Source organism: Bradyrhizobium sp. USDA 3397 (genome assembly GCF_054060965.1).
In genome coordinates this window covers 2,408,779-2,434,778 of record NZ_JBSSDS010000001.1, presented here as the reverse complement: position 1 = coordinate 2,434,778, position 26,000 = coordinate 2,408,779, and the positions used below count along the sequence as shown (strand labels likewise).

The following is a 26,000-nucleotide window of genomic DNA, read 5'->3' as shown; positions in this document are numbered from 1 at the left end:
GACGCTGCACGAAGAAGATGCATATATGAAGAAGTTGCGATCCCGAGTCACCACAGACGGCCTCGACCGAGCGCCGCATCGTGCATTCATGCGCGCCATGGGGCTCGACGACGCTGCGATTGCGAAGCCGATGGTGGGCATCGTCAGCATGAAGGGTGAGCAGACGCCCTGCAACATGACCCACGACTTCCAGGTAGCTGCAGCCAAGACCGGGATCGAGGAGGCCGGCGGTACACCGCGTGAGTTCTCGACTGTTTCGGTGTCCGACGGCATCAGCATGAATCATGAGGGGATGAAGTTCTCCCTGTTCTCGCGTGAGCTGATCGCCGACTCGATCGAAGCCGTGGTCCATGGGTTGGCCTACGATGCGCTGATCGGATACGGCGGGTGCGACAAGACCCTTCCTGGCGTGATGATGGGAATGGTCCGCTGCAACGTGCCATCCATCTTCATCTATGGCGGCAGCTCGCTGCCCGGGCGCGTGGATGGACGTACGCTGACTGTGCTCGATTCCTATGAGGCTGTCGGCAGCTTCATGACTGGCGAGATCGACGGCGCCACGCTCGAGCGGATCGAGCGCGCCTGCCTGCCGACGATCGGTGCGTGCGCCGGCCAGTTCACCGCGAACACCATGGGCATGGTATCGGAGGCGATGGGGCTGACCATTCCCAACGTCTCGATGGTGCCCGGTGTCTATTCCGAGCGTGCGCAGATTTCGCGACGCGCCGGCCGACTGATCATGGAGATGCTGGACCGCGGCGGGCCGCTGCCGCGCGACATCGTGACGCGGAAATCCCTGGAGAACGGAGCGGCGATCGTGGCAGCGACGGGCGGCTCGACCAACGCCGCGCTGCACCTGCCGGCGATCGCGAATGAGGCCGGAATTGCATTCAGCATCGATGACGTGGGGGAGGTCTTTGCCAGGACGCCGTTGATCGGCAATCTGCGCCCCGGAGGCAAGTATACGGCGAAGGATGTCTACGATATCGGCGGCGCTGCGGTCATCATTCGCGAGCTGATCCAGAGCGGTCATATCGATGGCGGCTGCTTGTCGATCACCGGCCGCACACTTGCCGAAGAGTACGGTGTGGCCAACGCGCCCGACGGAGAGGTTGTGCACACGGCTCGTGCGCCGATCATGCCTGACGGTGGCGTCGCGGTGCTGAAGGGTAACCTCTGTCCCGATGGGGCGGTGATCAAGGTGGCGGGCTTGAAGAGCCAATTCTTCGAAGGCGTCGCGCGTGTTTTCGAGGATGAAGAAGCCTGCGTCGCAGCCGTTCGTGACCGCAGTTACAAGGCGGGCGAGGTTCTCGTGATCCGCAATGAAGGGCCAGTCGGCGGACCTGGCATGCGTGAGATGCTTGGCGTCACCGCACTGATCTACGGGCAGGGCATGGGTGAAAAAGTGGCGCTGATCACCGATGGCCGGTTCTCCGGCGCGACCCGCGGGATGTGCATCGGCTACGTGTCCCCCGAGGCATTCGTTGGCGGTCCGCTGGCGCTCGTCCGGAATGGTGACAGGATCCGGATCGATGCGGCAAATCGGCGGATGGATGTCCTGCTCGAAGAACAGGAGCTCGCTGCGCGGCGACGCGATTGGAAGCCGCGCCCGCCACGCCACCGTGCAGGTGCGCTGGCAAAATATGCGCGGCTGGTTGGGCAGGCGCCAGGCGGAGCCGTGACGCATGAAGGCCCGGCAGAATGGCCGTGGTTCGAATGACGCACCGCACGGGTGCGAAAATGACAGCCCGTCTGGCAGGCTTCTTGCTAAGCTCGTGCCGCTGAAGCTTCGTGCGAGTAGGACGGAAGGCGGGATGACGGTAGTGTCTGCGAGATCGAGCGAACGGGTGAGACCGGTGACGCACCAAGACCCGGCTTCCGCAATCATCGAGATCGACCGCGTCTCGCAGGTTTTTCAGACCTCGGCACGCAAGGATCATGTTGCGCTGTCGGATATCTCGCTGAGGATCGAGGAGGGAGCTTTCGTCTCCATCCTTGGTCCGTCCGGCTGCGGCAAGTCGACACTGCTCTACATTGTCGGCGGCTTCGTCAGTCCAACCAGCGGCGCGGCGAAGATGAAGGGGCAGGCGATCACGGGGCCCGGTCCGGATCGCGGACCGGTGTTCCAGGAGTTTGCGCTATTTCCCTGGAAGACCGTGCTCGGCAACGTGATGTATGGGCCGCGTCAGCAAGGAATTCGCATCGCCGAGGCCGAAGCGCAGAGCCGGGCGCTGATCGAGATGGTCGGCCTCAAGGGCTACGAGAATTTCTATCCCAAGGAGCTGTCGGGCGGCATGAAGCAGCGCGTGGCGCTGGCGCGGACACTTGCCTACCATCCCGAAGTGCTGCTGATGGACGAGCCGTTCGGGGCGCTTGACGCGCACACGAGGACGCGCCTGCAGAACGATCTTCTGAATATCTGGGAGCGTGACCGCAAGACGGTGCTTTTCGTCACCCATTCGGTCGACGAAGCCGTCTTCCTCTCGGACAAGGTCGTCATGATGTCGAAATCGCCCGGGCGAATCCGGCAGGTCATCGACATCGACCTGCCGCGGCCGCGCCGCCGCAACGAGCTGTTGCTCGATCCGCGTTACCAGAAGTACGTCGTCGATATCGAGCGCATGTTCGACGAGAGCGACGAAGCCGGAGCGCCCGCATGATGTCGGCGGCCGGCATGACCAAGCGCGCTGCCCCGGTGCTCGCCTGCATCGGATTGCTGGTGGTGTGGCAGGTCGCGTCACTGGCGCTGAAGAATGACAGCTTTCCGACCGCGATCGGAGCGATGAAAGCGATTCCGGACATCCTTGGCGACAAGGAATCTCTGATCAATATTCTGGCCTCGCTCCGGCGCATGGCGATGGGATTTGGCGCGGCCGTGCTCGTGTCGATTCCGCTTGGCCTCTTGATGGGACGTAGCGCCGCAGTTGCGGCCTTCTTCAATCCGCTCCTGATGGTGATCTATCCCGTGCCGAAGGCGGCCTTGATGCCGATCATCATGCTGTGGCTCGGCGTCGGCGACATCACGAAAACGCTCGTGATCTTCCTCGGCGTCAGCCTGCCCGTGATTTATCACAGCTTCGAAGGCGCCAAGGCGGTCGAAGAGAAGATGCTGTGGTCGGGTGCTGCGATGGGGCTCTCGCCGGTGCAGCGTCTGGTGCGGATCGTGCTACCGGCGGCCCTGCCTGAAATTCTGACGGGGTGTCGTACGGGGTTGGTGCTGGCGCTGATCACGATGATCACCAGCGAGATGATTGCCCGTCAGTCCGGTGCCGGAAACATCCTGTTCAACGCGCTCGACATGGGCCAATACGAAACCGTCTTTGCGATGATCATCATCGTGGGAGCGATGGGAATCTGCCTCGACGCGATTTTTGAAAGGGTTCGTGCCAGGCTCGTGCGCTGGTCCGAGCCACAGTTCGACATGCCGCTGAGCTTCTCATGATGTCGCGGCTTCTCTCCCCTAATTTCGTTCTTGGGATTGCTCCGATCGCACTGGTGATCGCGCTGTGGCAAGGCTTGGTGTCTTTCGGCTTCGCGCCGGCAGTTCTGCTGCCGCCGCCGGGCTTCGTCTTCGGCAGGCTGCTCCAGCAACTCGTAACCTCGACGTTCCAGCACGAGATCGCGGCGACCCTGATCAGGCTGTTTGCCGGCTTCGCGATTGCTGTCGTGCTCGGTGTCAGCATCGGCATTGCCGCCGCCGCCAATCCGACGATTAACGCCGTGGTTCGGCCCATCGTGCGCGTATTGGCGCCTTTGCCCAAGGTCGCGCTCTATCCGGCCTTGCTGCTGCTGCTCGGATTTGGCCACGGATCGAAGATCACATTAGTGGCTGCCGACGCTCTTTTCCCGATCCTGCTGTCGACCTATTACGGTGCCTCGACCGTCGAGCAGAAGCTGATCTGGTCGGCTATGGCTGCGGGATCGTCACGCTACGAAATCCTCTTCAAGGTAGTGCTGCCGGCAGCGATGCCGTCGATCCTGACCGGGTGCCGGATTGGCCTTGTCATTTCCTGCATCGTGGTGTTTCTGGCCGAAATGATCACGTCGACGGACGGACTGGGGCACGCCCTCGTGACTGCGGCCAGAACCTTCCAGGCCGTGGACATGTTCGTGCCGCTGATCACGATCTCGCTGCTGGGCTTGATCTTGAACGGCCTGCTGGGAGCCGTGCGCTCGTACTTGCTCCGGGGCTTCCCCGAAGCGTAACTAACAAGAATCCTGAAGACCGGGAGAGAACCATGCTGGCTGATCGTATCGAGGCAAAATGGATCGATGCGTTTTGCGAGATCTTTGAGCGATGCGCCGTCAAGGCCGGCGATACCGCGGCGATCCTGTCGGAGACCCAGTCACGCGCGTTGAACGTCCATCTCGCGGAGCTGGCCCTGCTGCGGATGGGCGCGCGGCCGTTTCATGTGGTGATGCCGACGCGGCGTAACCGGCATATCGTTCCGGTCCGCTCCACCGGGGCGAGCGAGGCGATCCAAAAGCTTGGTCCAGTGATCACGGCGCTTCAGCAGGCCGGCTTCGTCGTGGATTGCACCATCGAAGGACTGATGCATGCGGTGGAGACGCCGGAGATTCTCAAAGCCGGCGCGCGGATCCTGGTGATCTCTAACGAGCATCCCGAAGCGCTGGAGCGCATGGTGCCGGATTCCGCGCTCGAAAAGCGTGTTCGTGCGGCAGCCAAAATGCTGCGCGGAACGAAGCGCATGCGTGTCTCCTCGAAGGCCGGCACGGCGCTCGATGTCGATATGGTCGGCGCGTCGACGGTCGGTGTGTGGGGCTGGACCGACAAGCCCGGCACGCTCGCGCATTGGCCCGGCGGCATCGTCGTCAGCTTTCCCAAGAGCGGGACCATCAACGGCACTCTGGTGATGGCGCCCGGCGACATCAACCTGACCTTCAAGCGCTACCTGACCTCGCCGGTGAAGATGACTCTGAAGGACGACTATGTCGTGGAACTCGAAGGCGAGGGCACGGATGCCGCGATGATGCGCGCTTATCTGGCCGCCTGGAGCGATCGCGAAGCCTATGCCGTGTCGCATGTCGGCTTCGGCATGAATCCCGGTGCGCGCTATGAGGCGCTATCCATGTATGACCAGCGCGACACCAACGGCACCGAGATTCGGGCCGTTTCCGGCAATTTCCTGTTCTCGACCGGCGCGAATGAATTTGCAGGGCGCTACACGGCCGGACATTTCGACCTGCCGATGATGGGAACGACGATCGAGCTCGACGGCGTTGCGGTCGTCCGCGAAGGCGTGCTTCAGGACGTCTTCGGGTAGCCGCGATCGAGCACGGGCGGCCGGGCGAGGTCGAAGTGCCGGAGCAGGTCGACCATGGCCTGCAACCGCTTCACGCGATAAGCATCGACGTCCATCCCGGAGTAATCCAGGAAGCCGGCGCCCGTGCGCAGGCCGATGCGGCCTTCATGCATGTTGCGGGAAATGACCTCCGGCGCGCGATAGCGGTCGCTACCAAGCGCGCCTTCGAGGTAACGGCTGGCGTAGTACAGGATATCGCCGCCGCCCCAATCGATGAATTCGAGCAGCCCGAGTACGGCATAGCGGAAGCCGAAGCCGTAACGGATCGCCTTGTCGATCTCTTCGGCGCTGGCGACGCCTTCCTCGACCATGCGCGCGGCCTCGTTCATTGCCAGCGCCTGGATGCGCGGGACGATGAAACCCGGTGTAGCGGCGCAGACCACCGGCACCTTCCCGATGCCTTCGAGCAGCGTCTTGACCTCGTCGATGACGGCCGGGTCTGTCGCCTTGCCGGGCGAAACCTCGACCAGCGGGATGAGATAGGCCGGGTTGAGCCAGTGCACGTTTAGAAAGCGGCGCGGGTTCACGATTGCGCCCGAGAGATCGTCGACGAGGATGGTCGAGGTCGTTGACGCGATGATCGTTTCAGGGCCGACCCGCTTTGACGCCGCCGCCAATACTTCGCGCTTGAGCTCGACCACCTCAGGAACGCCCTCGAAGACGATGCCGGCCTCGGACAGAGCTGCAGCGCTTCCGCCGGCCGCCACCACCGAGACGCGCGCGCTAAGTGGATCGACATCCGCTTCGGCCAAGAGCCCCAGCTTCGACAGGCTGGCGAAGGTTTTCCTGACTTCGCCAAGCGCGTCCGTTTCCAGCTTGGTGAAGTCCTCCGCGGAACGCGCCTTGATATCGATCATCGTGACCCTGTGCCCTGCATACGCGAAGGCAACGGCAATGCCCCGGCCCATGCGGCCAGCGCCGAGACAGGCGATATTGATGCGATTGGTCATCGATCAGAATCCATTGCGAAGCAGCGTCTGTAGTTCAGCCTTGCTGAGATCGCCGAGCCCGAGCGTCTGGAGCGTTCGGCCACCTCGGGCAAAATCTTCGCCGCAGATTGCGCCGCCGATTGACAGAAGCGCTTTGGCCAGCGGTGTGTCCACGCCAGCGAGGCCCGCGACGGACACCAGCAGCGACAGCCCAAGCCGCAGATCTTCGCGCATGTAACGGTGCTCTGTCAGCACGATCCGCTCGCGCCAATCGCCGGAATCGGTCAGCCGGTCGTGCGAGCCGCGGCCATACATCCAGATCTCGCCTTCCTTCGCGTAATGGTGAGCGAGCGGGAAATGTGGCGCGCCGTAGCCGAGTGCCTCGCGCACCGCGATGCGTTCTGCGTCGAGCGCGTCAGTGACCCGGCGGATCGCGGCTTGCGTACCTTCCTTGTGAATGTCCCAGCGCTCGAAATGTTCGATCGGCCCTGCGTTCATCACGATCAACGGCGGGTGAATGATCGGACCTGCGTTCATCAGGGCGCCCGACAGCGCGTCTCCGCACGCCTCGATCGCGTCTGGGAAAGCGCGTCCGATCACAGCGAGCGCGTGGGGCGCCTGGTCAAGCGGGAACACGCCGACGGGGAGCCGCTTGGCGCGGATGGTGATCGCGACCTCGAAGGGTCCGTGCTTGCGGGTCAGCCACGGGAGTGTGCCGGTTTCGGCAAAGCTGGCCTTGGCATTGTTGCCGGCATCTCGGGCCGCCTGAGCGAAGATCATCGAGCCGAACGTCGCTGGCGGCAGAAACACGACCTGACCGTCGCGCAGATGCGGCGCGAGCTGGCGGGCGATGTCTGCTTGCGCGAAGGCGGGCGCGGGGCACAGGATCAGCTCCGTGCCGTCGACCGCGTCCGCGATTTCGGTCGTGACCAGCGCCAGCTTCACGTCATGACGGCCGTTGTGATCCTTGACCAGAATGCGCGAGCCGGCGGCGCGATGCGCTGCGACCTTATCGGCATCGCGGCGCCAGAGCCGCACCTCGTGCCCCGACAGCGCAAAATCGCCCGCGGCCGCGAAAGAGCCGTTTCCCCCACCCAGAACTGCGATCTTCAAGATGCTTCTCCTTGCGCCCGTGACTGCGCATCAAGCTGCTTCAGCAGGAAATGCTGCACCTTGCCCAGCGCCGTCCGCGGCAGATCGGTGACGAAGACGATCTCGCGCGGAATTTTGTAGCGCGCGAGTTGCGCTTGAAGATGCGCCTTCAATTCGTCCGCCTCGAGCCGGCAGCCGGATCTCGCAATGACATAGGCAATCGGCACCTCGTCCCAGCGCGGGTCCGGCCGGCCGATCACGGCGCAGTCGCTGACATCAGGATGTTCGAGCAGGACGCGCTCGACCTCGGCCGGGTAGACGTTTTCTCCGCCTGAAATGATCAGGTTGTTCTTGCGGTCGCGGATCCAGAAATAGCCGTCGGCGTCGCACAGGCCGATATCGCCGGTGCGATACCAGCCGTCGCGCAACGCCTCGCGCGTTGCAGCCTCGTTGCCCCAATATTCGAAGAACACGTTTGGGCCGCGCACCGCGATCTCGCCCGGCGTGCCCGCGGGCAGTTCAGCCCCGGCCTGGTCGATCACCTTTGCCTCGCAGCACAGCCCGGCAAGGCCGGTCGATCCCGCGCGCGAAAGATCGCCGCCAAGCCGCGTGTAGACGGCGATCGGGCAGGTTTCGGTCGAACCATAGACCTGAAGCACCGGGACGTCGCGCGCGACGAAGCGCTCGATCAGGTGCGGCGGTACGATGGTCGAGCCGGTGGCGACGGCCTTGAGTGAGGAAAGATCAGCGGTCGCCCAGGCAGCGTGCTCGCTCACCGCCTGAAGGATCGCAGGAACCATCACCGTGAGTGTCGGCCGTTCCCGTTCGATAGCCGCAAGCGCGGCGTCCGGCGTGAAGCGCGCATGCACCGTGACCGTCGCGCCCAATTGGAGCGCGGGCGTAGTCTGGATGTTGAGGCCACCGACGTGAAAGAACGGCAGCACGGTCAGCACATGGTCTTCGGATGTCATGTTGTGCATGTGCTGGCTCATGACGCCGTTCCAGAACAGCGCCTCCTGGCGCAGCACCGCGCCCTTTGGTCGCCCCGTCGTGCCCGACGTGTAGACGATGAGCAGTGGGCAGGAGAGGTCGGTGTGTGGATTTCGGCTCGTGCCGTCACCGCGAGCCAGCAAATCTTCGAACGACGTGCCGCGAGGCGGCGCGAAGTCGAGGCCGACGACCGATGTCCCCACCGCGGTCTGCCCCAGCTCGGCAAGCACGCCGGAAAACGCCTGCTCGAGCACCAGGACCTTGGTGCCGGCATCTCCGAGAATGAACAGCTGCTCGGCGACGGCCAGGCGCCAGTTCAGCGGCACCAGCATCGCGCCGAGCCGCGCACAGGCGTAGAGCAGAACCAGATAATCCGGCCGGTTCAGGCTTAGAATCGCGACGCGATCGCCGCGGCCGACGCCGAGCTCCCCCTTCAAGGCAGTCGCGGTCCGTTCGATCCGTGCGGCGAATGCCGCGTAACTCAGCCGCTTGCCTTCGAAGGCAATGGCCGTCTTGTCTGGGGCGAACGCCGCGTTGCGGTCGATGAGGCTACAGAGGTCCACGGTCAGTCGTCCGTTTCACCGGCCTCGTACAGTGCTTCGCGCCCGATCCGGTCGAGGCAGAGCTCGGCGGTCCAGGGGAGCATCAGCGAGCCGCAGCGGCTGTCCCGATAGATCCGCTCCAGCGGCAGCGAGCGAAGCATGGCCTGGCCGCCGCAGGTGCGGATCGCGAGCGCGGCGAGCTCATTGGCGCCCTCCATCACGGAATATTGCGCGGCATAGGCGCGCAGCACTTGCTCCTTGTTCGGATTGGCGCGCGCCTCGGTCACGGCCTGGAACCAGATTGCCTTGATCTGCTCCAGCTTGATCTGCATCTGCGCCACCGCGATCTGCTTGGTCGGGTACATCCGCCGCTTGACCGAAGGCATGCCCGCGACCTCGCCGCGCAAGTAACGCACGGTGAAGTCGTAGGCGGCTTGCGCCAGGCCCATATAGGTTGGCGACAGCGTCAGGAACATGTGCGGCCAGCGCTGAGCTGCCTGGAAATACACGCCGCGCGGCATCAGCGCCGAATCTTCCGGAACGAACACATCCTTGAACAGCAGCGTCCGGGAAACCGTGCCGCGCATGCCCAGCGGATCCCAGTCGCCGACGACCGAGACGCCTTCTGATTTGGCTGATATCGCCAGGTAGAGCGTGTTGCGGCGCGACGCCTTCTTGCCTTGCTCGATCTCGGTGCAAAGCACGCCGTAATAGTCGGCGTGGCCCGAGAGCGATGCAAAGATCTTCTTGCCGTTGACGATCCAACCGCCTGCGACCGGCCTTGCTTCAGTGCCGAATGCGACCCCGCCGGCAGCGGCAGCTCCACCTTCGGAGAAGGGCTGCGAGTAGATCGCTCCATCCTCGACGATGCGCTTGTAATGGATCGCGCGCCGCCGCTCGTGCTCGGCGCGCGTCTCCGCATCCATGTCCAGATCGTCGACGAGGGGACCCGACCACAGCGTCGAGCAGACATGCATGTTCCAGGTCAGCGCTGTGGCGCCGCAATAGCGGCCGATCTCGGCCGCCGCCAAGGCATAGGTCTGGTAATTCGCGCCGAGGCCGCCGTGCTTCTTGGGCACGGCGATACCGAGTAGACCGATGCGATGCAAATCGCGGTAATTTTCAGTCGGGAAAGTCGCCTCACGATCGTAAGTGGCGGCGCGACCGGCAAACACGGTCTGGCCAATCTCTCTCGCGCGGGTGATGATGCCGGCCTGCTCGTCGTTCAAGCGGAATGCAGTGGGATCGAAGATCGGCGCATCCAGCGCGACCCTGTTGGTCGCGCCAATCGTCTTGCTGACTTGCATGGTCATCGCGCAGTTACCTTAGGCTTTGGTCGCGAGAGAGTTCAGGAACCGGCCGAGAGCTTCGTCGAAAGCCTCGGGGCGTTCGAGATTGGCGAGATGGCCGACGCCAGGCAGCTCGACATATTCGGCCCCCGGGATATAGGTCGCCGTCTTTGCCATCATCGGCGCGGGCGCGTTGTTGTCCTTTGAGCCGGACAGCAACAGCGTGGGAACGGAGATACTTCCGAGCGTGCTGCGTTGATCGAAGCCGATGAGAGCCAGCATCATGGCGCGATAGCTCGCTTCGGGCACGCTCCCCATGCATTCGCGGGCGATCTCCATCCCGTTCGGATCGGGATCGTCGCCGACGAGCTCCTTCACCAGGGAGGGGGCCAGCGACTTCATCGTCTCGCCGCGATCAAGCGGTCCCAGTCGCGCTGCGATGAACGCTTTCTGCCAGTCGCCGTCCGCCTTTCCGAAGGCAGGGCTGGTCTGCGCCAGCACGACTGCGCGTGCCAGCTTGGGGGACTGAACCAGCCACTTCTGAACGATCATGCCGCCGATGGAATGGCCGACCAGAACAGGCCTGCTGACGCCGAGTTGCGCGATGAATTGCTGCAGCGCCTCCGCCAGGGCAGCGATACTGACGCTGGCAAGCGGCGCCGATCCTCCATAACCGGGCATGTCCCATGCGATCGCGCGGAAGCGGTCGCCAAATGTCGCAAGCTGCCGCCGCCAGGCCCGCGCCGCGCCGCCGATGCCGTGCAGGAAGATCAGCGGTATCGCGTCCGGATCACCCGCCGCTTCGTAGGCGAAGCGTTCGTCCTTTGTTATCATTGGCACAGGCTGCGACACGCGACATCCTTCTGCTGGGCCCTTCGATGCTAACAGGCCTGTGGGGGATGGAAAGCGATAATTTTATACTTAAAGCAATTTTCGGGCCGTCTCCCGCGCGGCGGTGCTCGCCGATCGAGCGCCGCTTTCGTTGCAAAAACTTGAAGTTTAAAATATATCGGAAGCGCGATCACGAGAGCCGAGGGAGCCAGCGTATGTCCGGATTGCCGCATTCGCCGCACGCGCTGGTCACCGGTGGTGGGCGCGGCATCGGCCGAGCGATCGGGTCCGCTCTCGTCGGCGCCGGTGCGACCGTGACCGTGCTTGGCCGGAGCGCGGCGGTTCTCGACGAGGCGGTTAATGCAGGCACCGCGCACTTTGCGGCTGTCGCTGACGTCTCGAACGAAGCGTCTTTGAAAGCTGCCATCGCCGGGGCAAGTGCGCGCAAGCCGATCGACATCCTGATTGCCAACGCGGGTAGCGCTGAATCGGCGCCGTTCGCGAAATCGGACAGCGCGCTCTTCGGCCGGATGATGGATGTCAATTTCATGGGCGTCGTACATGCTGTCCAGGCCGTGCTGCCGGGCATGAAGGATCGTCCCTACGGCCGCATCGTCGCGGTGGCGTCCACCGCTGGGCTCAAGGGCTATGCCTATGTCAGCGCGTATGCAGCGGCCAAGCACGCCGTGATCGGCCTCGTGCGTTCGCTTGCTCTCGAGATGGCCGGAAGCAACGTCACCGTGAATGCGGTGTGCCCAGGCTTCACCGACACCGACCTCGTCGCCGGGAGCATCGACAACATCATGAAGAAGACGGGCCGGACCCGCGAGCAGGCAATTGCCGAGCTCGCGAAGCACAATCCGCAAGGACGGCTGGTCACGCCTCAGGAGGTCGCAGACGCGGTTCTCTGGCTGTGCGGGGAGGGCGCGAGCGCGATCACCGGACAGGCGATCGCAGTGGCCGGTGGCGAAGTCTAGCCTGCCTGGCAGGTGCGGAAAAAGAAAGCCAAGGAGATCCCATGAGCAGACCAGCCAATCCCGTTACCGTGCCGCTTGCGGATTACTCACCGCAGCACTTCCTGCTCGCCGTGGTCGACGGCGTTGCGACGGTCACGCTCAACCGTCCCGAACGAAAGAATCCGCTGACGTTCGAGAGCTATCGGGAACTGACCGACTTCTTCCGCGCCTGCGCCTTCGACGACGCGGTCAAGTCCATCGCCGTCACGGGTGCCGGCGGCAATTTCTCGTCCGGCGGCGACGTGTTCGAGATCATCGGCCCGCTGGTGAAGATGGACACCAAGGGTCTGACCGCATTCACGCGCATGACCGGCGACCTCGTCAAGGCGATGCGGGCCTGCCCGCAGCCGATCGTGGCCGCGGTCGAAGGTATCTGCGCCGGCGCCGGGGCGATCATCGCCATGGCATCCGACATGCGCCTTGCGGCGAGCGGGGCCAAGGTGGCGTTCCTGTTCAACAAGGTGGGGTTGGCCGGTTGCGACATGGGTGCTTGCGCCATCCTGCCGCGCATCATCGGGCAGTCCCGCGCCTCCGAGCTGCTCTACACCGGCCGGTTCATGACGGCGGAAGAGGGCGAGCGCTGGGGCTTCTTCAGCCGTATCGTCACCCCGGAGCAGGTGCTGCCCCAGGCGCAGGTTCTGGCCAAGCAGGTCGCGGAAGGCCCGACCTTCGCCAACACCATGACCAAGCGGATGCTGGCGATGGAATGGGCGATGTCGGTGGAGGAGGCGATCGAGGCAGAGGCCGTGGCTCAAGCCCTGTGCATGACAACGGCGGATTTCGAGCGCGCCTTCGACGCTTTCGCCAACAAGGTCAAACCGGTCTTCAGGGGCGACTGAGCCGGTCGCAATCATCTGCAGCCAATCCAGTGAGGGGACTTGCGGGAGATTATTTTAGGCTTAAACTAATTTCATTGCCGCCTGCGTGAGATGAAGCTCGCCAATCGCGCGGTGATGTCGCCGATGCGCATGTATTCGGGTTCCGCAACAGCGTGCGCGACCGGCAGGATCTTGAGGAGCTGAGAATCAAGGCTAAGCCCAAGACCCGGGCCGAGCTCAAGGCGGAGGCGACAAAGCCGCTTGCGGCGGAGTGACCGCCCGTGCGACGTTAACCCATTGCCTGCGGTTCGAGTGGAGTTAGGGCGATGAAGGCGATTATCGTCGGTGGCGGTATCGGTGGTCTCACGACGGCTTTGATGTTCCGCTCGCGCGGCTTGGATTGCGAGATCTTCGAGCAGGCCGACACCATTCGCGAGCTCGGCGTCGGCATCAACACGCTGCCGCATGCCATGCGCGAGCTGGCCGGCCTCGGCCTGTTGCAGAATCTCGACGAGATCGCGATCCGCACCGATCAGCTCTACTATCTCAACCGCCATGGCCAGGAGGTCTGGCGCGAAGCTCGCGGCATCGACGCCGGCCACGACGTGCCGCAATTCTCGATCCATCGCGGCCGCCTTCAAGGCGTCATCCACCGTGCCGTAGAGGAGCGGTTGGGCCGTGAGGCGATTCACACCGGCTGCCGGCTCGGCGCCTTCTCGCAGGACGAGGGCGGCGTCACCGCTTACTTCTTCGATCGCGCCGGCGCCCATGTCCACACCGCGCGCGGCGATATCCTGATCGGCGCCGACGGCATTCACTCGCGCGTCCGCGAGACGCTGTTTCCGAACGAAGGGCCGCCGTGCTGGAACGGCCTCATGCTGTGGCGCGGTGCGCGTGACTGGCCGCTGTTTCTCACCGGCAAATCGATGATCGTGGCCGGCGGTCTCAATGCCAAGGTGGTGATCTATCCGATCGCGGAAGGATCGAGCCCGGCGAGCCGCCTGACCAATTGGGCGGTGCTGGTGAAGGTGGGCGAGGGCAACGCGCCGCCGCCGCGGAAGGAAGACTGGTCGCGGCCGGGCCGCCGCGAGGAGCTGATGCCGCACGTGGCGCGCTTCTCGGTGCCCTATATCGACGTGAAGAGCCTGATCTCGGCAACGCCCGAATTCTACGAATATCCGACCTGCGATCGCGATCCCTTGCCCTATTGGTCATCGGGCAGGGTCACGCTGCTCGGCGATGCCGCGCATCCGATGTATCCGGTGGGGTCGAACGGCGCCTCGCAGGCCATTCTCGACGCGCGCTGTCTTGCGGATGTGCTGGTGCGCGCCGAGCACCCGCGTCAGGCCTTGCTCGAATACGAGAAGAAGCGTCTGCCGATGACGGCCGAGATCGTTCGCTCCAACCGGCGCGGCGGGCCGGAGGGCGTCATTGACGCGGTCGAGCAGCTCGCGCCCGACGGCTTCGACAATGTCGACAACGTCCTGAGCTATTCCCAGCGCGAGGCTATCGTGCGCGGCTATGCCACCAAGGCAGGCTTCGCCGCGGTGCCGGGACTCGCGGCGGTCCGCGCTTAAGACAGGCTGCTAGCCGCCGGGCGGCGGCGGCAGGAAGTGGATGTTGAACTCGGCAGCCATCGCCACGACGTCCTCGGGCTTCTGCTCCTTCATGTTGTGAAGCCCCCAGAACAGGTCGAACAGCCTGCGGCTCGGCGAGACCCAGAACAGCACCTTGGCGGTCTGCTCCGACTTGTTGAAGATGCCGTGCGGCACGCCCATGCCGAGGCGGATCAGGTCGCCTGCACTTGCCTGCGCCTCCGAATTGCCCAGCATGAAATCGAGCTTGCCCTCCAGCATGTAGAGATACTCATCCTGGTCGGGGTGAATGTGCGGCGGCACGAAGGTGCCCGGCGGCAGCGTCGCGTGCCAGGAGAAGCTGTTCTCGGCGTAGCTCTTCGGCACGTAGGTCTGGCCGAGGATGTTCCAGGAAATGCCCTGGATTCCCTCATTGGCCCGCGTGATGCCGGTGATTTCGCTCTTCATTGCAGTCCTCCCGTAACGCAATACACGGCCTTAGTTCGCCGCCTTGCAGTCCTTGGCATAGCGGTCGCCGTAATTCTCGAAGACCTTCTGCACGATCTCGGTCTGGAACTTGCCGTCCGGACGCTTGGCGACCTTGGTCAGGTAGAAATCCTGGATCGGATAATTGTTGTTGTTGAACTTGAAAGCCCCGCGCAACGAGGTGAACTCGGCCTTCTTCAAGGCGGCGCCAACGGCGTCCTTGTTGGAGAGATTGCCCTTCACGGCCTTGACGGCGCTGTCGATCAGCATCGCGGCATCGTAAGCCTGGAAGGCGTAGGTGCCGGGAACGCTGTTGTAGGCGGCCTCGTAGGCGGCAACGAACTTCTTGTTCTGAGGATTGTCGAGGTTGGGCGCCCAGTTCGCGCCGCCGAACATGCCGACCGCCGCATCCTGCTGCGCCGGCAGGGTCGACTCATCGACCGTGAAGGCCGAGAGCACCGGAATGGTGTCGGCGAGCCCCGCCTGGCGGTATTGCTTGACGAGATTGACGCCGAGGCCGCCCGGCATGAACGTGAACACTGCATCGGGCTTCTGCGAGGAGATCTTGGACAGCTCCGGCTGGAAATCCAGCGTGTTCAGCGGCATGTAGGACTCTTCGACGATCTCGCCTTTATAGTCCAGCTTGAATCCCGCTACCGAATCCTTGCCGGCCTGATAGTTCGGCACCATCAGGTACATCCGCTTGTAGCCGCGATCCTGCGCGACTTTGCCGAGGATCTCGTGCACCTGATCGTTCTGATACGAGGTCACATAGAAGAACGGATTGCAATCCTTGCCGGCGAAAGTCGACGGACCGGCATTGGGGCTGATCAGGAAGGTTTTCGACTCCGTAATCGGCCGGTGGATGGCCTGAAGGATGTTGGAGAATATCGGCCCGACCACGAAGTCGACTTTCTCACGCTCCAGAAGGCCCTTCACCTTGGTCACCGCAGCATCCGGCTTCAGCTCGTCGTCGACGACGACGACCTCGACATCGCGGCCACCCATCTTGCTGCCGAGATCCTTCACGGCGAGCGCGAAGCCGTCGCGAACCTGCTGGCCCAGCGCTGCGGCGGGCCCCGACAGGGTCACGATCACACCCAGCTTGATCTTTTCCTGGGCGAGGGCAGGGGTCACCACGGTGCCGAGTAGCATCGCAGCTGCAGCCAAGGTCATTTGCGTCTTCATGATCTGTCCCTCGTGAGGATTGGCTTGCGCTGCAAGCCACGTACTTCAATCCAAAGCTTATGCCGATGACGGCGGCCCCGGCAAGCCGAGCGCGATGCGTCGCATCCTGCGGGCAGTTGTGCATGCAAGCTGCGCGCCAATTATTTGAAGCCTAAAGAAACTGGCGTGCGGTCGATTGTTGCAGCTTTGGACTTGCGGCCGGCGCGGATTTATTTGAAGCTCAAAACGTTGGGGAATCCGTGCCCGCGCCAATGCCGGCCGTGAGTGACTGCATCGACATGCTCGATTCCGAGACCAAGGTTGTCGAAACACCGGAGGACCACGCCGAAGAGCTGCGGCTGTGGTTGCGGCTCTTGACCTGCACGACGCTGATCGAGGGCGAGGTGCGCGGCCGGCTGCGGCAGCGGTTCGACGTCACGTTGCCGCGTTTCGACCTGATGGCACAGCTCGACAAGGCGCCTGACGGCATGACCCTGTCAGATGTCTCCAAGCGCATGATGGTCTCGAACGGCAATGTGACCGGGCTCGTGGAGCGCCTGGTGGAATCAGGCCATCTCGACCGGCGGACCTCGGACACCGATCGCCGCGTCCAGGTGATCCGGCTGACAAAGCTTGGGCGTGCCGAGTTCCGCAGGATGGCCGCCGAGCACGAGACCTGGATCGCCGATCTGTTCGCCGATCTCTCCCCGAAGGACGTGCGCGAATTGATGCGCCTCCTCGCCAAGACCAAGGCGTCCGCGCAGAAATCGGCCGCCCGCCGCCGGCCGTAGCCTGCGGGCGCGACAGCCCGACACCCTTTGCCGCATGAAAAAGCACGGGATGCCCAAAATCCCCTATTGCGCCGAATTGTTTTAAGCCTAAAATGTTTTCCAGATCGTGCTGCCGGGTGCAATCCATGCTGAAAGGAGCGTGCGATGGCCAACGCCGCCAAGATTCAAGTGTCGGGCTCGTGTGACGGCAATGCTGCGACGGCCCATGTCGATACGTTCGCGCGGCAACATCTGCCGCCGCGCGAGCTCTGGCCCGAATTCATCTTCACGCGGCCGGAGCTGAACTATCCGCCGCGACTGAATTGCGTCAGCTATTTCCTCGATCGCTGGGTCGAGCAGGGCCACGGCGATGCTCCTTGCGTCGTCAGCCCAGGCGTCAGCTACACCTATCGCGAGCTGCAGGCGCTGGTGAACCGCATCGCCAATGTGCTGGTTGGCAAGCTCGGCCTCGTCACCGGCGGGCGTGTGCTGCTGCGCTCGGCCAACAATCCGATGATGGTTGCGACCTATCTCGCGGTGATCAAGGCCGGCGGAATCTGCGTGGCGACGATGCCGCTGCTGCGCGCCAAGGAGCTGTCCTATCCGATCCAGAAGGCGGAGATCACGCTGGCGCTATGCGATGGAAAGCTCGCCGAGGAGATGGAGAAGGCGAAGGCTGCGGCACCGGGCCTCGATCGGGTCATCTATTGGGGCAATGGCGCGGCGGATTCGCTCGAAGCGCTGATCGCCGATGCCAGTCCGGAGTTCGAGGCGGTCGATACCGCCGCCGACGACATCTGCCTGATCGCGTTCACCTCGGGCACGACCGGCGATCCCAAGGGCACCATGCATTTCCATCGCGACATGCTCGCGGTCTGTGACGGCTATGCGCGCAACATTCTGCGCGCCGAGCAAAACGATCGCTTCATCGGCTCGGCGCCGCTCGCCTTCACCTTCGGCTTCGGCGGCGTGCTGTTTCCGATGCATATCGGCGCCTCCTTCGTCGTGCTGGAGAAGACGACGCCGGACGACATTCTGAATGCGATCGAGCAGTACAAGACCACGGTCTGTTTCACGGCGCCGACCGCATACCGCGCCATGCTCGGCAAGCTCGCAGGCCGCGACATTTCTTCGCTCCGCAAATGCGTCTCCGCGGGCGAGACCCTTCCCAAGCCGACATTTGATGCCTGGCTCAAGGCGACCGGGATCAAGCTGATGGACGGCATCGGCTCGACCGAGATGCTGCACATCTTCATCAGCGCGACCGAGGACGAGATCCGCCCCGGCGCCACCGGCAAGCCCGTGCCGGGCTATGAAGCCAAGATCGTCGACGATGAGGGCCGCGACGTTCCGCCCGGAACGATGGGCCGTCTGGCCGTGCGCGGGCCGACCGGCTGCCGCTATCTGGCCGACGAGCGGCAGCGGAAATACGTCCAGAACGGCTGGAACATCACGGGCGACACCTATCTGATGGATGGCGACGGCTATTTCTGGTACCAGTCGCGCTCCGACGACATGATCGTGTCGGCCGGCTACAACATCGCAGGAACTGACGTCGAAGCGGCGCTGCTCACGCATCCGGCGGTCGCCGAGTGCGGTGTGGTCGGTGCGCCCGACGAGGCGCGGGGCATGATCGTCAAGGCTTATGTTGTTGCCGCGCCCGGCGTGACCCCTGACGCTCAGCTGGTGGTCGAGTTGCAGGAGCACGTCAAACGCGAGATCGCGCCGTACAAATATCCGCGCGCCATCGAGTTCGTCGCGCAATTGCCGAAGACCGAGACCGGCAAGCTGAAGCGCTTTGCCCTGCGGCAGTTGGCGCAGGCTGCAGTGACGTCCTCAGGCGTCGCCGCGGAATGAGAGAAGGATAGAGAATTGTCTGTGACGACGCCGAAAAGCCCGCAACTCGCGGTGCTGCCGACCGCAGCCGAAGATGGAACGCGCACAAGGGCGCAGATCCTGCAGCCGTCAGGCTGGCCGCTGCCGAAGGGTTATGCCAACGGCATGGCTGCCGAAGGACGTATCGTCGTCACCGGCGGGGTGATCGGCTGGGACGCCGAGGAGCGTCTCGCCGATGGCTTCGTTGCGCAGGTGCGCCAGACCCTGGACAACATCGCAGCGATCCTGGCCGAGGCCGGTGCCCGGCCCGAGCACCTCGTGCGCCTGACCTGGTACGTCGTCGACATGGACGAGTACCTGGCCAATCTGAAGGAGCTCGGCAAGATCTACCGCGACGTCTTCGGAACGCACTATCCAGCGATGGCCCTGGTTCAGGTCGTCCGCCTCGTCGAGAAGGCGGCGCGCGTCGAGATCGAAGCCACCGCCGTCATTCCGAGCTGAACTGCACCGCGATCAGCTCGCTTTGGCGAGCTCGTCGTCTTCAGGCGAGTTGAGATAGACGCCGGATATGGTGTCGACCCAGCAGAGATGATCGTGCACCTTCTTCACGCCCTCGACGTTCTCCGCGGCGACGATCGCGGCCTGCCGTGCCCGCTCTTCGGTGATGACGCCGCTGAGATGAACGATACCGTCGCGCACGATGACGTTCAGCCCGAACGGGCACCAGTCGTTCTTCTCCATGGTGTCGATGATGCGGCTGCGAATGTGGTCGTCATCGGCGGTTGGATCCGGCACTTCGCGGGCGAGCCCGGCCAAGGCCTGTAACAGGTTGGCGCGGGACACGATCCCGACAACCTTGTCGTCGCGCACCACCGGCAGCCGCTTGACGTTGTTTCGCTCCATGAGATCGACGATCTCCGCAAGCGCCGTATCCTCGGTGATGGTCACGGGCGAGTCGGTCATCACTTCCGAGATCTTGCGGCCGTGCTCATGGACGAAGTCGCTGGCGGATTTGCCCGGACCGAGGATGAACCGCAGCCAGCGCCCGCGCTTGCGCCCGGTGCCGATCTCGCTGCGGCGGATGAAATCTCCTTCCGACACCACGCCCACCAGCTTGCCGGTAGCGTCGACCACCGTGAGGCCGCTCACATGTCGCTTCAGCATGATGTTTGCCGCCTCGACGATGCTGGTGTCGGGGGTGACCGAGATGACCGACCGGGCCATGATCTGGTGGGCGCGCATGGACAAACTCCGCTGGCTTTTTGGAATTTCGATGCATGAACCTAAACAGGGTACCAAGGTGCGGTTTGACTCAGGTCAATCGGATGAACATGTTCGTCCGATTGAGCATTTGTGAGACGGCTCCGCCACACCTAAGCCTCCGGCTCCGATCTCGGCGCGAGATCCGAGGAGCGGAAGGGCTTCGCCTTGTCCAATTTGCGATAGGCCGTCGACGCCTTCCGCAACAGCTTCTTCTCGCGCTTGCGATCGAGGAAGCGATTGCTGGCATCGATCCCGGCGCCATTCAATGACGCCGCCAGCGCCTGTCCGCGTGCATCGTCGTTCAATTGACCGAGCGAGCGTTGTGCCTTGCGCAATTGCTTGAGGATGGACTTCTGTTTCGTCGCCACGCCATCGGCGAACAGATCCGCAAGCGACTCGACCGAGTAGGTCATCCGCTTGTTGAGCAGCCGCAGCTTGTGACGTTTCTCGACATCGAGCTTCTTCAGCTTACGGGCCTTCTTGAGCAGCGTCGTTTCCCACTCGGTCAGCCGCTCCGTCGCATGGTCGGCGAGGGTGCAGCGACGCAACCGGATCGCTTCCTTGCTGCGGCGGGTCGACCAGGGGCCGCTTTCGATCCACGTTGAGGTTTGCTCGACCAGGCGGCGATACCGCGCCGATTGCAGCGCACGCGCCAGCAGCCGATGGCTCTCCGCGCGTTTCTCGTCCCAGCGCTGAAGCTCGGCGACCACGGCGAGCTCGTCGCTACTCTCTGCGACGATCCGCTCGATGGCCACGTCGAGGTCCCGCACCATGCCGAGCTGACTGTTCAGCCATTTCAGTTCGGCCCAGACTTCCGGTCGCACGTTATCGTCGACCATCGGCGAGAAGAAGCGGATGGCAGTCCGCAGATGCGTCAGTGCGATCCGGATCTGGTGCAGCGCATCCGGATCGCCGCGGCAGGTGCCGTCGTGCTGAGCGATCACCGCGCCGAGGTGTCGGCGGGCGATGATGCGGAAGGCCGTGTCGCAGGCCATGCCGGGGCTGAGGCGGGCGGGCAGGACATTGCGCCGCGTTGCCGGCTTGGCATGCGTATTTGCCGTCGAGCGCGTGGTGGGTCGCGACTTCCTTCGCATCAATCAGTTTGCCTTGTTTGCCCCTCAGCGATGACGTTCCGGCAGTTCTGAAGCGTCTGCTCTTGTGTCCCGGAGGCATCGATGATCGCCCAGCCGACATGGCCGATATTATAGTGCTCTTGCAGCGCGGCAACCTCCGGCGTGGCGTCCGATGCGTCTCCCCGGCGGCTGCCGATGCGCGCTTGCCGGGTTGCAAGGTCTGCGACCAGGAACAGCCCGTTCAACGTCACATTGCACTCGCGCGCCAGCGCCGCGATCGCATCGCGTTCGTCCTCGCGCGCGAATACGCCGTCGACGATCGCCGAATGGCCCTGCGCCAGCACCCGCCGGGCCAGCCGCACCAGCGCGTCGTAGACGCGGGTCGTGACCTCCGGCGCATAGGCCGAAGGCGGCAGACGGTGGGTGTCCTCGACGGCGAACATCTGCTTGCGGACGAGATCGCTGCGCAGCACGATGGCGCCCGGCTCCGGTGCTACGACCGGCGCGAGCGCGTGCGCCAGGGCGGTCTTTCCGGTGCCGGACAGCCCGCCGACCGCAATCAGGCGCGGAGCGGGAGGACGGATCAGCGTGCCGGCGAGGTCGAAGTAACGTCGTGCCAGGTTGAGAATGCCGGGACCGTCGGAATGCGGCCGCTTGAGTCGCGCCAAGGTCACTTGGGCGCGGATCGCCGCCCGGATCGACATGAATAGCGGCAGGGTCGAGAGCCCGTCGAGATTGTCGGCCGGCGTCGCGGCGAGATAGCGGTTCAGGACCATGTTCGCCGCGCCCGGCTGATGATGCTGCAGCAGGTCCATCAGCGTGAATGCGAGATCGTAGAGCACGTCGACCGTCGCCATCTGCACGTCGAACTCGATCGCGTCGAACAGCACGGGGCGATCATCGATCATGACGATGTTTGCCAGATGCAGATCGCCATGGCAGCGGCGCACGAATCCCCGCTGATTGCGCTCTGCGAGCAGGGGACGAATACGCGAGTAGGCCGCGTGCGAAGCCTTGCCGAGTTGCTCGATCGCCTCTGCGCTGAAATGGCCGCCGGGCTGCAGACCATTCGTGTTGCCGTCGATCAGGCCCGGGATGGAGGAGACCCATGCTTCTCCGTCGGCGCGTGTCGCCGCCAGGTGCGAAGCCGCAATGGCGTCGGCGGCGGCCGAGGCAAGCTTCGCGTCGAGCGGGCCCGCCTCGGCCAGATGATCCAACGTCCTGCTTTCGTCGAAGCGCGACATGTCGACCGCATATTCGATCGGCCGGCCGGCGCCCTCGACCTTCACCGATCCATCCGGCTCTTCCGTGATCGCCACAACGCCATGATAGATCTGCGGCGCCAAGGGCCGGTTGATCCGGATCTCCTCCTCGCAGGCCGCCTTGCGCTTTTCGAGCGTCGAATAGTCGAGAAAGGGAAACCGGACGGCGCGCTTGATCTTCAGCGCGCGCTTTGCGTCCAGGAACACCGAGGCGGCATGCGTGTCGATGCGCATCACGCCGGGATGGTCGGTCAGCATCCGAAAGATGCGCTCCTGAGCCGCCGTGTCATCCTTCATCGAAACGGACATGGCAAGCACCATCAGGGCGTCAGCACGGCCGCGCCGAGGATCGGGTCGGGCCGCTCTTCCATCTGGAGCCGCGCACGTGGGGCCGGCAACACTATCGCACGCATGTCTGTCTCCGGGCGAACCGCTCCGACTGAACTATCTCATAGAACGACCGAGTGGCCAGTCCTTGACTCAGTCAACGCCCGTCCCGGGTGACCAGTACCGAGTTCCCCGGCTTGACGAGGATCAAGTATTTCGATGAAGCGCTTGCCTATGTTGAAGGCTGAGGAGCTTCCAATGCCCGTCGGGTACGTCTTTCGAACTTCCATGGCATCGACAACGTGACAATGGCCGTCATTGGCCAGCCACCGTGCTGGGTTATGATCTCGTACCAGGCTCCTTGCTTCGGCCGCATCCTCAATCATCGGAACCGCCGCTGACCCAGCGCATTTGCTTTCATGTCTATCTATCGCCTAAACAACCTGCTGTCGCCGCGCTCGGTCGCGCTCGTCGGCGCGAGCGCGCGTCCGGCGTCTGTTGGACGTGCGGTCCTGGAGAACATTCGCAAGGCCGGATTCAAGGGGCGGTTTGGCCTCGTCAATCCGCGCCACGCCGAGATCGGCGGCATCGCGGCGGTGAAGAGCCTGGACAGGCTGGACTTCGTGCCCGAGCTCGTCGTCGTCACCGCGCCCGCGGGCGAGATTCCAGGCATCGTCGAGCAGGCCGGCCGTCGCGGATCTGCGGGTGCGCTGATCGTCTCGGCGGGGCTCGGCCAGGGACCGGGATCGCTGCACGAGGCGACCAGCGCTGCCGCCCGCAAACACGGCATGCGGCTGATCGGGCCGAACTGCCTCGGCATCATGATGCCCGGCGTCAGCCTGAATGCCAGTTTCGCCGCCCACATGCCGGGGGCCGGCAACCTCGCGCTGATCTCGCAATCGGGCGCCATTGCCGCCGGCATGGTGGATTGGGCCGCGCAGCGCGGCGTCGGCTTCTCCGGCATCGTCTCGATCGGGGATCAGATCGACGTCGACATTGCCGATCTGCTCGACCATTTCGCGATGGATCACAAGACCCGCGCGATCCTGCTTTACATCGAGGCGATCAAGGACGCGCGCAAGTTCATGTCGGCGGCGCGGGCCGCCGCGCGCGTGAAGCCCGTCGTCGTGGTGAAGTCCGGCCGCATGGCGCAGGGTGCGAAGGCCGCTGCCACGCATACCGGGGCGCTCGCCGGTGCCGACGCCGTCTATGACGCGGCGTTCCGCCGCGCGGGCGTGCTGCGGGTGTCCGACCTGCGCGAGCTGTTCGACTGTGCCGAGACACTCGGCCGCGTGGAATCGCCGACGGGAAAGCGTCTCGCCATCCTCACCAACGGTGGCGGCATCGGCGTCCTCGCCGTCGATCGATTGGTCGAGCTCGGTGGTATTCCGGCAACCATCTCGACTGATGCGCGCAGGAAGCTCGATGCGGCGCTGCCGCCGACCTGGTCCGGTGCAAACCCCGTCGACATCGTGGGCGACGCCGACGCTGCGCGTTACGCAGCGGCGCTGGAGGAGCTGCTGGCCGATCGCGACAACGACGCAGTCCTCGTCCTCAACGTGCAGACCGCGATCGCATCGGCCGTCGAGATCGCCAAGACCGTGACGGAGCTCGTGGCCAAGTATCGGGAGCAGCACCGGCGATGGGCAAAGCCCGTGCTGGCGGCCTGGGTCGGCGCCGATCAGCACATCATCCAGGCACTCTCCAGCGCCGGCGTGCCGAACTATCCGACCGAGGACGACGCCGTGCGCGGCTTCATGCATCTGGTCCGGCACCGGGAAGTCGTGGAGGAGCTGACCCAGGTGCCTCCCGCGATGCCCGATACGTTCGTTCCGGATGTCAGGGGGGCGAGAGAGATCGTCACAGCCGCGATCGCGGACGGCCGCCAGTGGCTCGAACCTGTCGAGATCAAGCACCTGCTCGAAGCCTACAATATCGCGATGGTGCCGACCTTTGCGGCAGCCGATGTCGACCAGGCGGTGACCTATGCAAAGGACATCTTCGCCCAAGGCGGCACCGTCGTGCTGAAGATCATGTCGCGGGACATCACCCACAAATCCGACGTCGGCGGCGTCGTGCTCAACCTGACGACGCCGGAGGCCGTGCGTGCAGCGGCGACGGACATACTTGCGCGAGCGCGAAAGCTGCGGCCCGAGGCGCGTATCGGCGGCGTCATCGTCCAGGCCATGGTCGTCAAGGCAAAGGCGCGCGAGCTGATCCTCGGCCTTGCCGACGATCCGACCTTCGGCACGGTGGTGGTTTTCGGCCGCGGCGGCACGGCGGTGGAGATCATCAACGACAAGGCGCTGGCGCTGCCGCCGCTCGACCTGCAATTGGCCCGCGATCTGATCGACCGCACGCGCGTGTCGCGGCTGCTGAAGGCCTATCGGGACGTGCCGGCGGTGAAGCACGACGCCGTCGCCATGGTGCTGGTCAAGCTGGCGCAGATGGCGGCCGACATTTCCGAGATCCGCGAATTCGACATCAATCCGCTGCTGGCCGACGAAACCGGCGTGACCGCGGTGGATGCCCGCGTCGCAATCGCACCGCCGCAGCGGAAGTTCGCCGGCTCCGGCCCGGCCAATTTCGCCGTTCGCGCCTATCCGTCGCAATGGGAGCGCCGCCTCAAGCTCAAGGAGGACTGGCGCATCTTCGTGCGGCCCATGCGCCCCGAGGACGAGCCGACCATCCACGAATTCCTGCGTCACGTCACGGCGCACGACCTTCGCCTGCGCTTCTTCGCCCCGATGAAGGAGTTCACCCACGAATTCATCGCGCGCCTGACCCAGCTCGACTATGCGCGCGCGATGGCCTTCATCGCGTTCGACGAGGCCAGCGGCGAAATGGTCGGCGTGGTTCGGCTCCATTCCGACTCGATCTACGAGACCGGCGAATACGCGATCCTGCTGAGGTCCGACCTCAAGGGCAGGGGGCTCGGCTGGGCCCTCATGCAGTTGATCATCGACTACGCGCGGTCGGAAGGATTGAAGACCATATCGGGCGACGTGCTGCAGGAGAACACCGTCATGCTCGACATGTGCCGGCAGCTCGGCTTCGAGGTCAAGCCGGACCCGGCCGAGCCAGACATCTGCGACGTCAGGCTGAAGCTTTGATGCCGTTCGCCGGCCTGCGGGTCGGGACGCCTGACCGCGATGGGGTTCGCGGCGGGGGCGCCGCGATCGTTTGCCGCGAGCGGCGATGTGATGGGATGCGAGAGAGCTGTGGTCACGTGCCGTGTCCTCCTGGGCGGCGCAGGCGCGCTGCGCGCGAATGCGAATTTCGAAATGTGGATGAAGGGTTTATGCGCAACAGCGTCGGGGTTGGCGCAGCCTTGCAGGCCTGACGCTCGCGACTGTTGCGATGGTGCCAGTATGCCACTGTTTTGCCCGACGTGCCAGAATTTATTTCGCA

At 64.1% G+C, this 26,000-nt stretch carries 22 protein-coding genes; 12 read left to right on the top strand and 10 right to left on the bottom strand.

The annotated features are described in order from the left end of the window. Positions 1–25 precede the first annotated feature (25 nt). The 5 genes from ilvD (at position 26) to ACVWYQ_RS11520 (ending at position 5,285) form a co-directional block, all read left to right on the top strand. Positions 26–1,720 carry a dihydroxy-acid dehydratase gene (gene ilvD, locus ACVWYQ_RS11540; protein WP_157285609.1) on the top strand — a complete coding sequence of 565 codons (1,695 nt, stop codon included), beginning with the start codon at positions 26–28 and terminating at the stop codon, positions 1,718–1,720. Positions 1,721–1,814: 94 nt separating this feature from the next. Then, positions 1,815–2,660, top strand: a complete 846-nt coding sequence (locus ACVWYQ_RS11535; RefSeq protein WP_404539424.1) for an ABC transporter ATP-binding protein — start codon at positions 1,815–1,817, stop codon at positions 2,658–2,660. After that, positions 2,657–3,442, top strand: coding sequence for an ABC transporter permease (locus ACVWYQ_RS11530; RefSeq protein WP_404539427.1), 786 nt, complete (start codon positions 2,657–2,659; stop codon positions 3,440–3,442). Before ACVWYQ_RS11535 ends, ACVWYQ_RS11530 begins: the two co-directional genes overlap by 4 nt. Beyond that, positions 3,439–4,206: an ABC transporter permease gene (locus ACVWYQ_RS11525; RefSeq protein WP_404539430.1), complete on the top strand. Its 768-nt coding sequence runs from the start codon at positions 3,439–3,441 to the stop codon at positions 4,204–4,206. The genes ACVWYQ_RS11530 and ACVWYQ_RS11525 overlap by 4 nt, the downstream gene beginning before the upstream one ends. Positions 4,207–4,238: 32 nt before the next feature. Continuing rightward, positions 4,239–5,285, top strand: a complete 1,047-nt coding sequence (locus tag ACVWYQ_RS11520; RefSeq protein ID WP_404539433.1) for a M29 family metallopeptidase — start codon at positions 4,239–4,241, stop codon at positions 5,283–5,285. On the opposite strand, the gene ACVWYQ_RS11515 is transcribed toward ACVWYQ_RS11520, so the two are convergent. Genes ACVWYQ_RS11515 through ACVWYQ_RS11495 form a run of 5 tightly spaced genes read right to left on the bottom strand, consistent with a single transcriptional unit; the run spans position 5,267 to position 11,000 of the window. Continuing rightward, the gene (locus ACVWYQ_RS11515; RefSeq protein WP_404539436.1) at positions 5,267–6,274 is read right to left on the bottom strand and encodes a 3-hydroxybutyryl-CoA dehydrogenase; all 1,008 of its coding nucleotides are present in this window, start codon (positions 6,272–6,274) and stop codon (positions 5,267–5,269) included. The genes ACVWYQ_RS11520 and ACVWYQ_RS11515 overlap by 19 nt on opposite strands. A gap of 3 nt (positions 6,275–6,277) precedes the next feature. Then, entirely contained in the window at positions 6,278–7,366 is a 1,089-nt protein-coding gene (locus ACVWYQ_RS11510; protein WP_271537198.1) for an NAD/NADP-dependent octopine/nopaline dehydrogenase family protein, read from the bottom strand. After that, positions 7,363–8,898 carry a class I adenylate-forming enzyme family protein gene (locus tag ACVWYQ_RS11505; RefSeq protein ID WP_456725617.1) on the bottom strand — a complete coding sequence of 512 codons (1,536 nt, stop codon included), beginning with the start codon at positions 8,896–8,898 and terminating at the stop codon, positions 7,363–7,365. Before ACVWYQ_RS11505 ends, ACVWYQ_RS11510 begins: the two co-directional genes overlap by 4 nt. A 2-nt stretch (positions 8,899–8,900) precedes the next feature. Next, positions 8,901–10,190 (bottom strand): acyl-CoA dehydrogenase family protein, encoded by a 1,290-nt coding sequence (locus tag ACVWYQ_RS11500; RefSeq protein WP_404539442.1) that lies wholly within the window; start codon positions 10,188–10,190, stop codon positions 8,901–8,903. A gap of 12 nt (positions 10,191–10,202) precedes the next feature. After that, positions 10,203–11,000: an alpha/beta fold hydrolase gene (locus ACVWYQ_RS11495; protein WP_404539445.1), complete on the bottom strand. Its 798-nt coding sequence runs from the start codon at positions 10,998–11,000 to the stop codon at positions 10,203–10,205. Positions 11,001–11,212: 212 nt separating this feature from the next. Here ACVWYQ_RS11495 and ACVWYQ_RS11490 point away from each other — a divergent pair, with 212 nt between their 5' ends. From ACVWYQ_RS11490 to ACVWYQ_RS11480, 3 genes are all read left to right on the top strand, one after another. Further along, positions 11,213–11,974 carry an SDR family NAD(P)-dependent oxidoreductase gene (locus ACVWYQ_RS11490; RefSeq protein ID WP_404546164.1) on the top strand — a complete coding sequence of 254 codons (762 nt, stop codon included), beginning with the start codon at positions 11,213–11,215 and terminating at the stop codon, positions 11,972–11,974. A 41-nt stretch (positions 11,975–12,015) separates the two neighbouring features. After that, complete coding sequence (locus ACVWYQ_RS11485) at positions 12,016–12,852, top strand: enoyl-CoA hydratase family protein (RefSeq protein ID WP_404539448.1); 837 nt, start codon at positions 12,016–12,018, stop codon at positions 12,850–12,852. Positions 12,853–13,157: 305 nt separating this feature from the next. Beyond that, positions 13,158–14,408 (top strand): flavin-dependent oxidoreductase, encoded by a 1,251-nt coding sequence (locus tag ACVWYQ_RS11480; protein ID WP_404539451.1) that lies wholly within the window; start codon positions 13,158–13,160, stop codon positions 14,406–14,408. Between the two features lie 9 nt (positions 14,409–14,417). Here the strand turns inward: ACVWYQ_RS11480 and ACVWYQ_RS11475 are convergent, their stop codons facing one another. After that, positions 14,418–14,873 (bottom strand): cupin domain-containing protein, encoded by a 456-nt coding sequence (locus ACVWYQ_RS11475; RefSeq protein ID WP_157285597.1) that lies wholly within the window; start codon positions 14,871–14,873, stop codon positions 14,418–14,420. A 30-nt stretch (positions 14,874–14,903) separates the two neighbouring features. Beyond that, positions 14,904–16,079 (bottom strand): ABC transporter substrate-binding protein, encoded by a 1,176-nt coding sequence (locus ACVWYQ_RS11470; protein ID WP_275500610.1) that lies wholly within the window; start codon positions 16,077–16,079, stop codon positions 14,904–14,906. 251 nt (positions 16,080–16,330) lie between these two features. Between ACVWYQ_RS11470 and ACVWYQ_RS11465 the strand changes: the two genes are divergently transcribed. The 3 genes from ACVWYQ_RS11465 to ACVWYQ_RS11455 all read left to right on the top strand — a co-directional run bounded on the left by ACVWYQ_RS11465 (position 16,331) and on the right by ACVWYQ_RS11455 (position 19,165). Then, entirely contained in the window at positions 16,331–16,849 is a 519-nt protein-coding gene (locus ACVWYQ_RS11465; RefSeq protein WP_271537214.1) for a MarR family winged helix-turn-helix transcriptional regulator, read from the top strand. A gap of 144 nt (positions 16,850–16,993) precedes the next feature. Further along, a complete protein-coding gene (locus ACVWYQ_RS11460; RefSeq protein WP_404539455.1) occupies positions 16,994–18,685 on the top strand; it encodes a benzoate-CoA ligase family protein in 1,692 nt (563 codons plus the stop codon). Between the two features lie 21 nt (positions 18,686–18,706). After that, entirely contained in the window at positions 18,707–19,165 is a 459-nt protein-coding gene (locus tag ACVWYQ_RS11455; protein WP_404546166.1) for a RidA family protein, read from the top strand. 12 nt (positions 19,166–19,177) lie between these two features. Here the strand turns inward: ACVWYQ_RS11455 and ACVWYQ_RS11450 are convergent, their stop codons facing one another. From ACVWYQ_RS11450 to ACVWYQ_RS11440, 3 genes are all read right to left on the bottom strand, one after another. After that, entirely contained in the window at positions 19,178–19,906 is a 729-nt protein-coding gene (locus ACVWYQ_RS11450) for a CBS domain-containing protein (protein WP_404539458.1), read from the bottom strand. A 131-nt stretch (positions 19,907–20,037) separates the two neighbouring features. Next, positions 20,038–21,021, bottom strand: coding sequence for a CHAD domain-containing protein (locus ACVWYQ_RS11445; RefSeq protein WP_404539461.1), 984 nt, complete (start codon positions 21,019–21,021; stop codon positions 20,038–20,040). Further along, positions 21,021–22,559: a bifunctional aminoglycoside phosphotransferase/ATP-binding protein gene (locus ACVWYQ_RS11440; protein WP_404546168.1), complete on the bottom strand. Its 1,539-nt coding sequence runs from the start codon at positions 22,557–22,559 to the stop codon at positions 21,021–21,023. Before ACVWYQ_RS11440 ends, ACVWYQ_RS11445 begins: the two co-directional genes overlap by 1 nt. 449 nt (positions 22,560–23,008) lie before the next feature. On the opposite strand from ACVWYQ_RS11440, the gene ACVWYQ_RS11435 reads away from it, so the two are divergent. Continuing rightward, the gene (locus ACVWYQ_RS11435) at positions 23,009–25,702 is read left to right on the top strand and encodes a bifunctional acetate--CoA ligase family protein/GNAT family N-acetyltransferase (RefSeq protein ID WP_404539463.1); all 2,694 of its coding nucleotides are present in this window, start codon (positions 23,009–23,011) and stop codon (positions 25,700–25,702) included. Positions 25,703–26,000 lie beyond the last annotated feature (298 nt).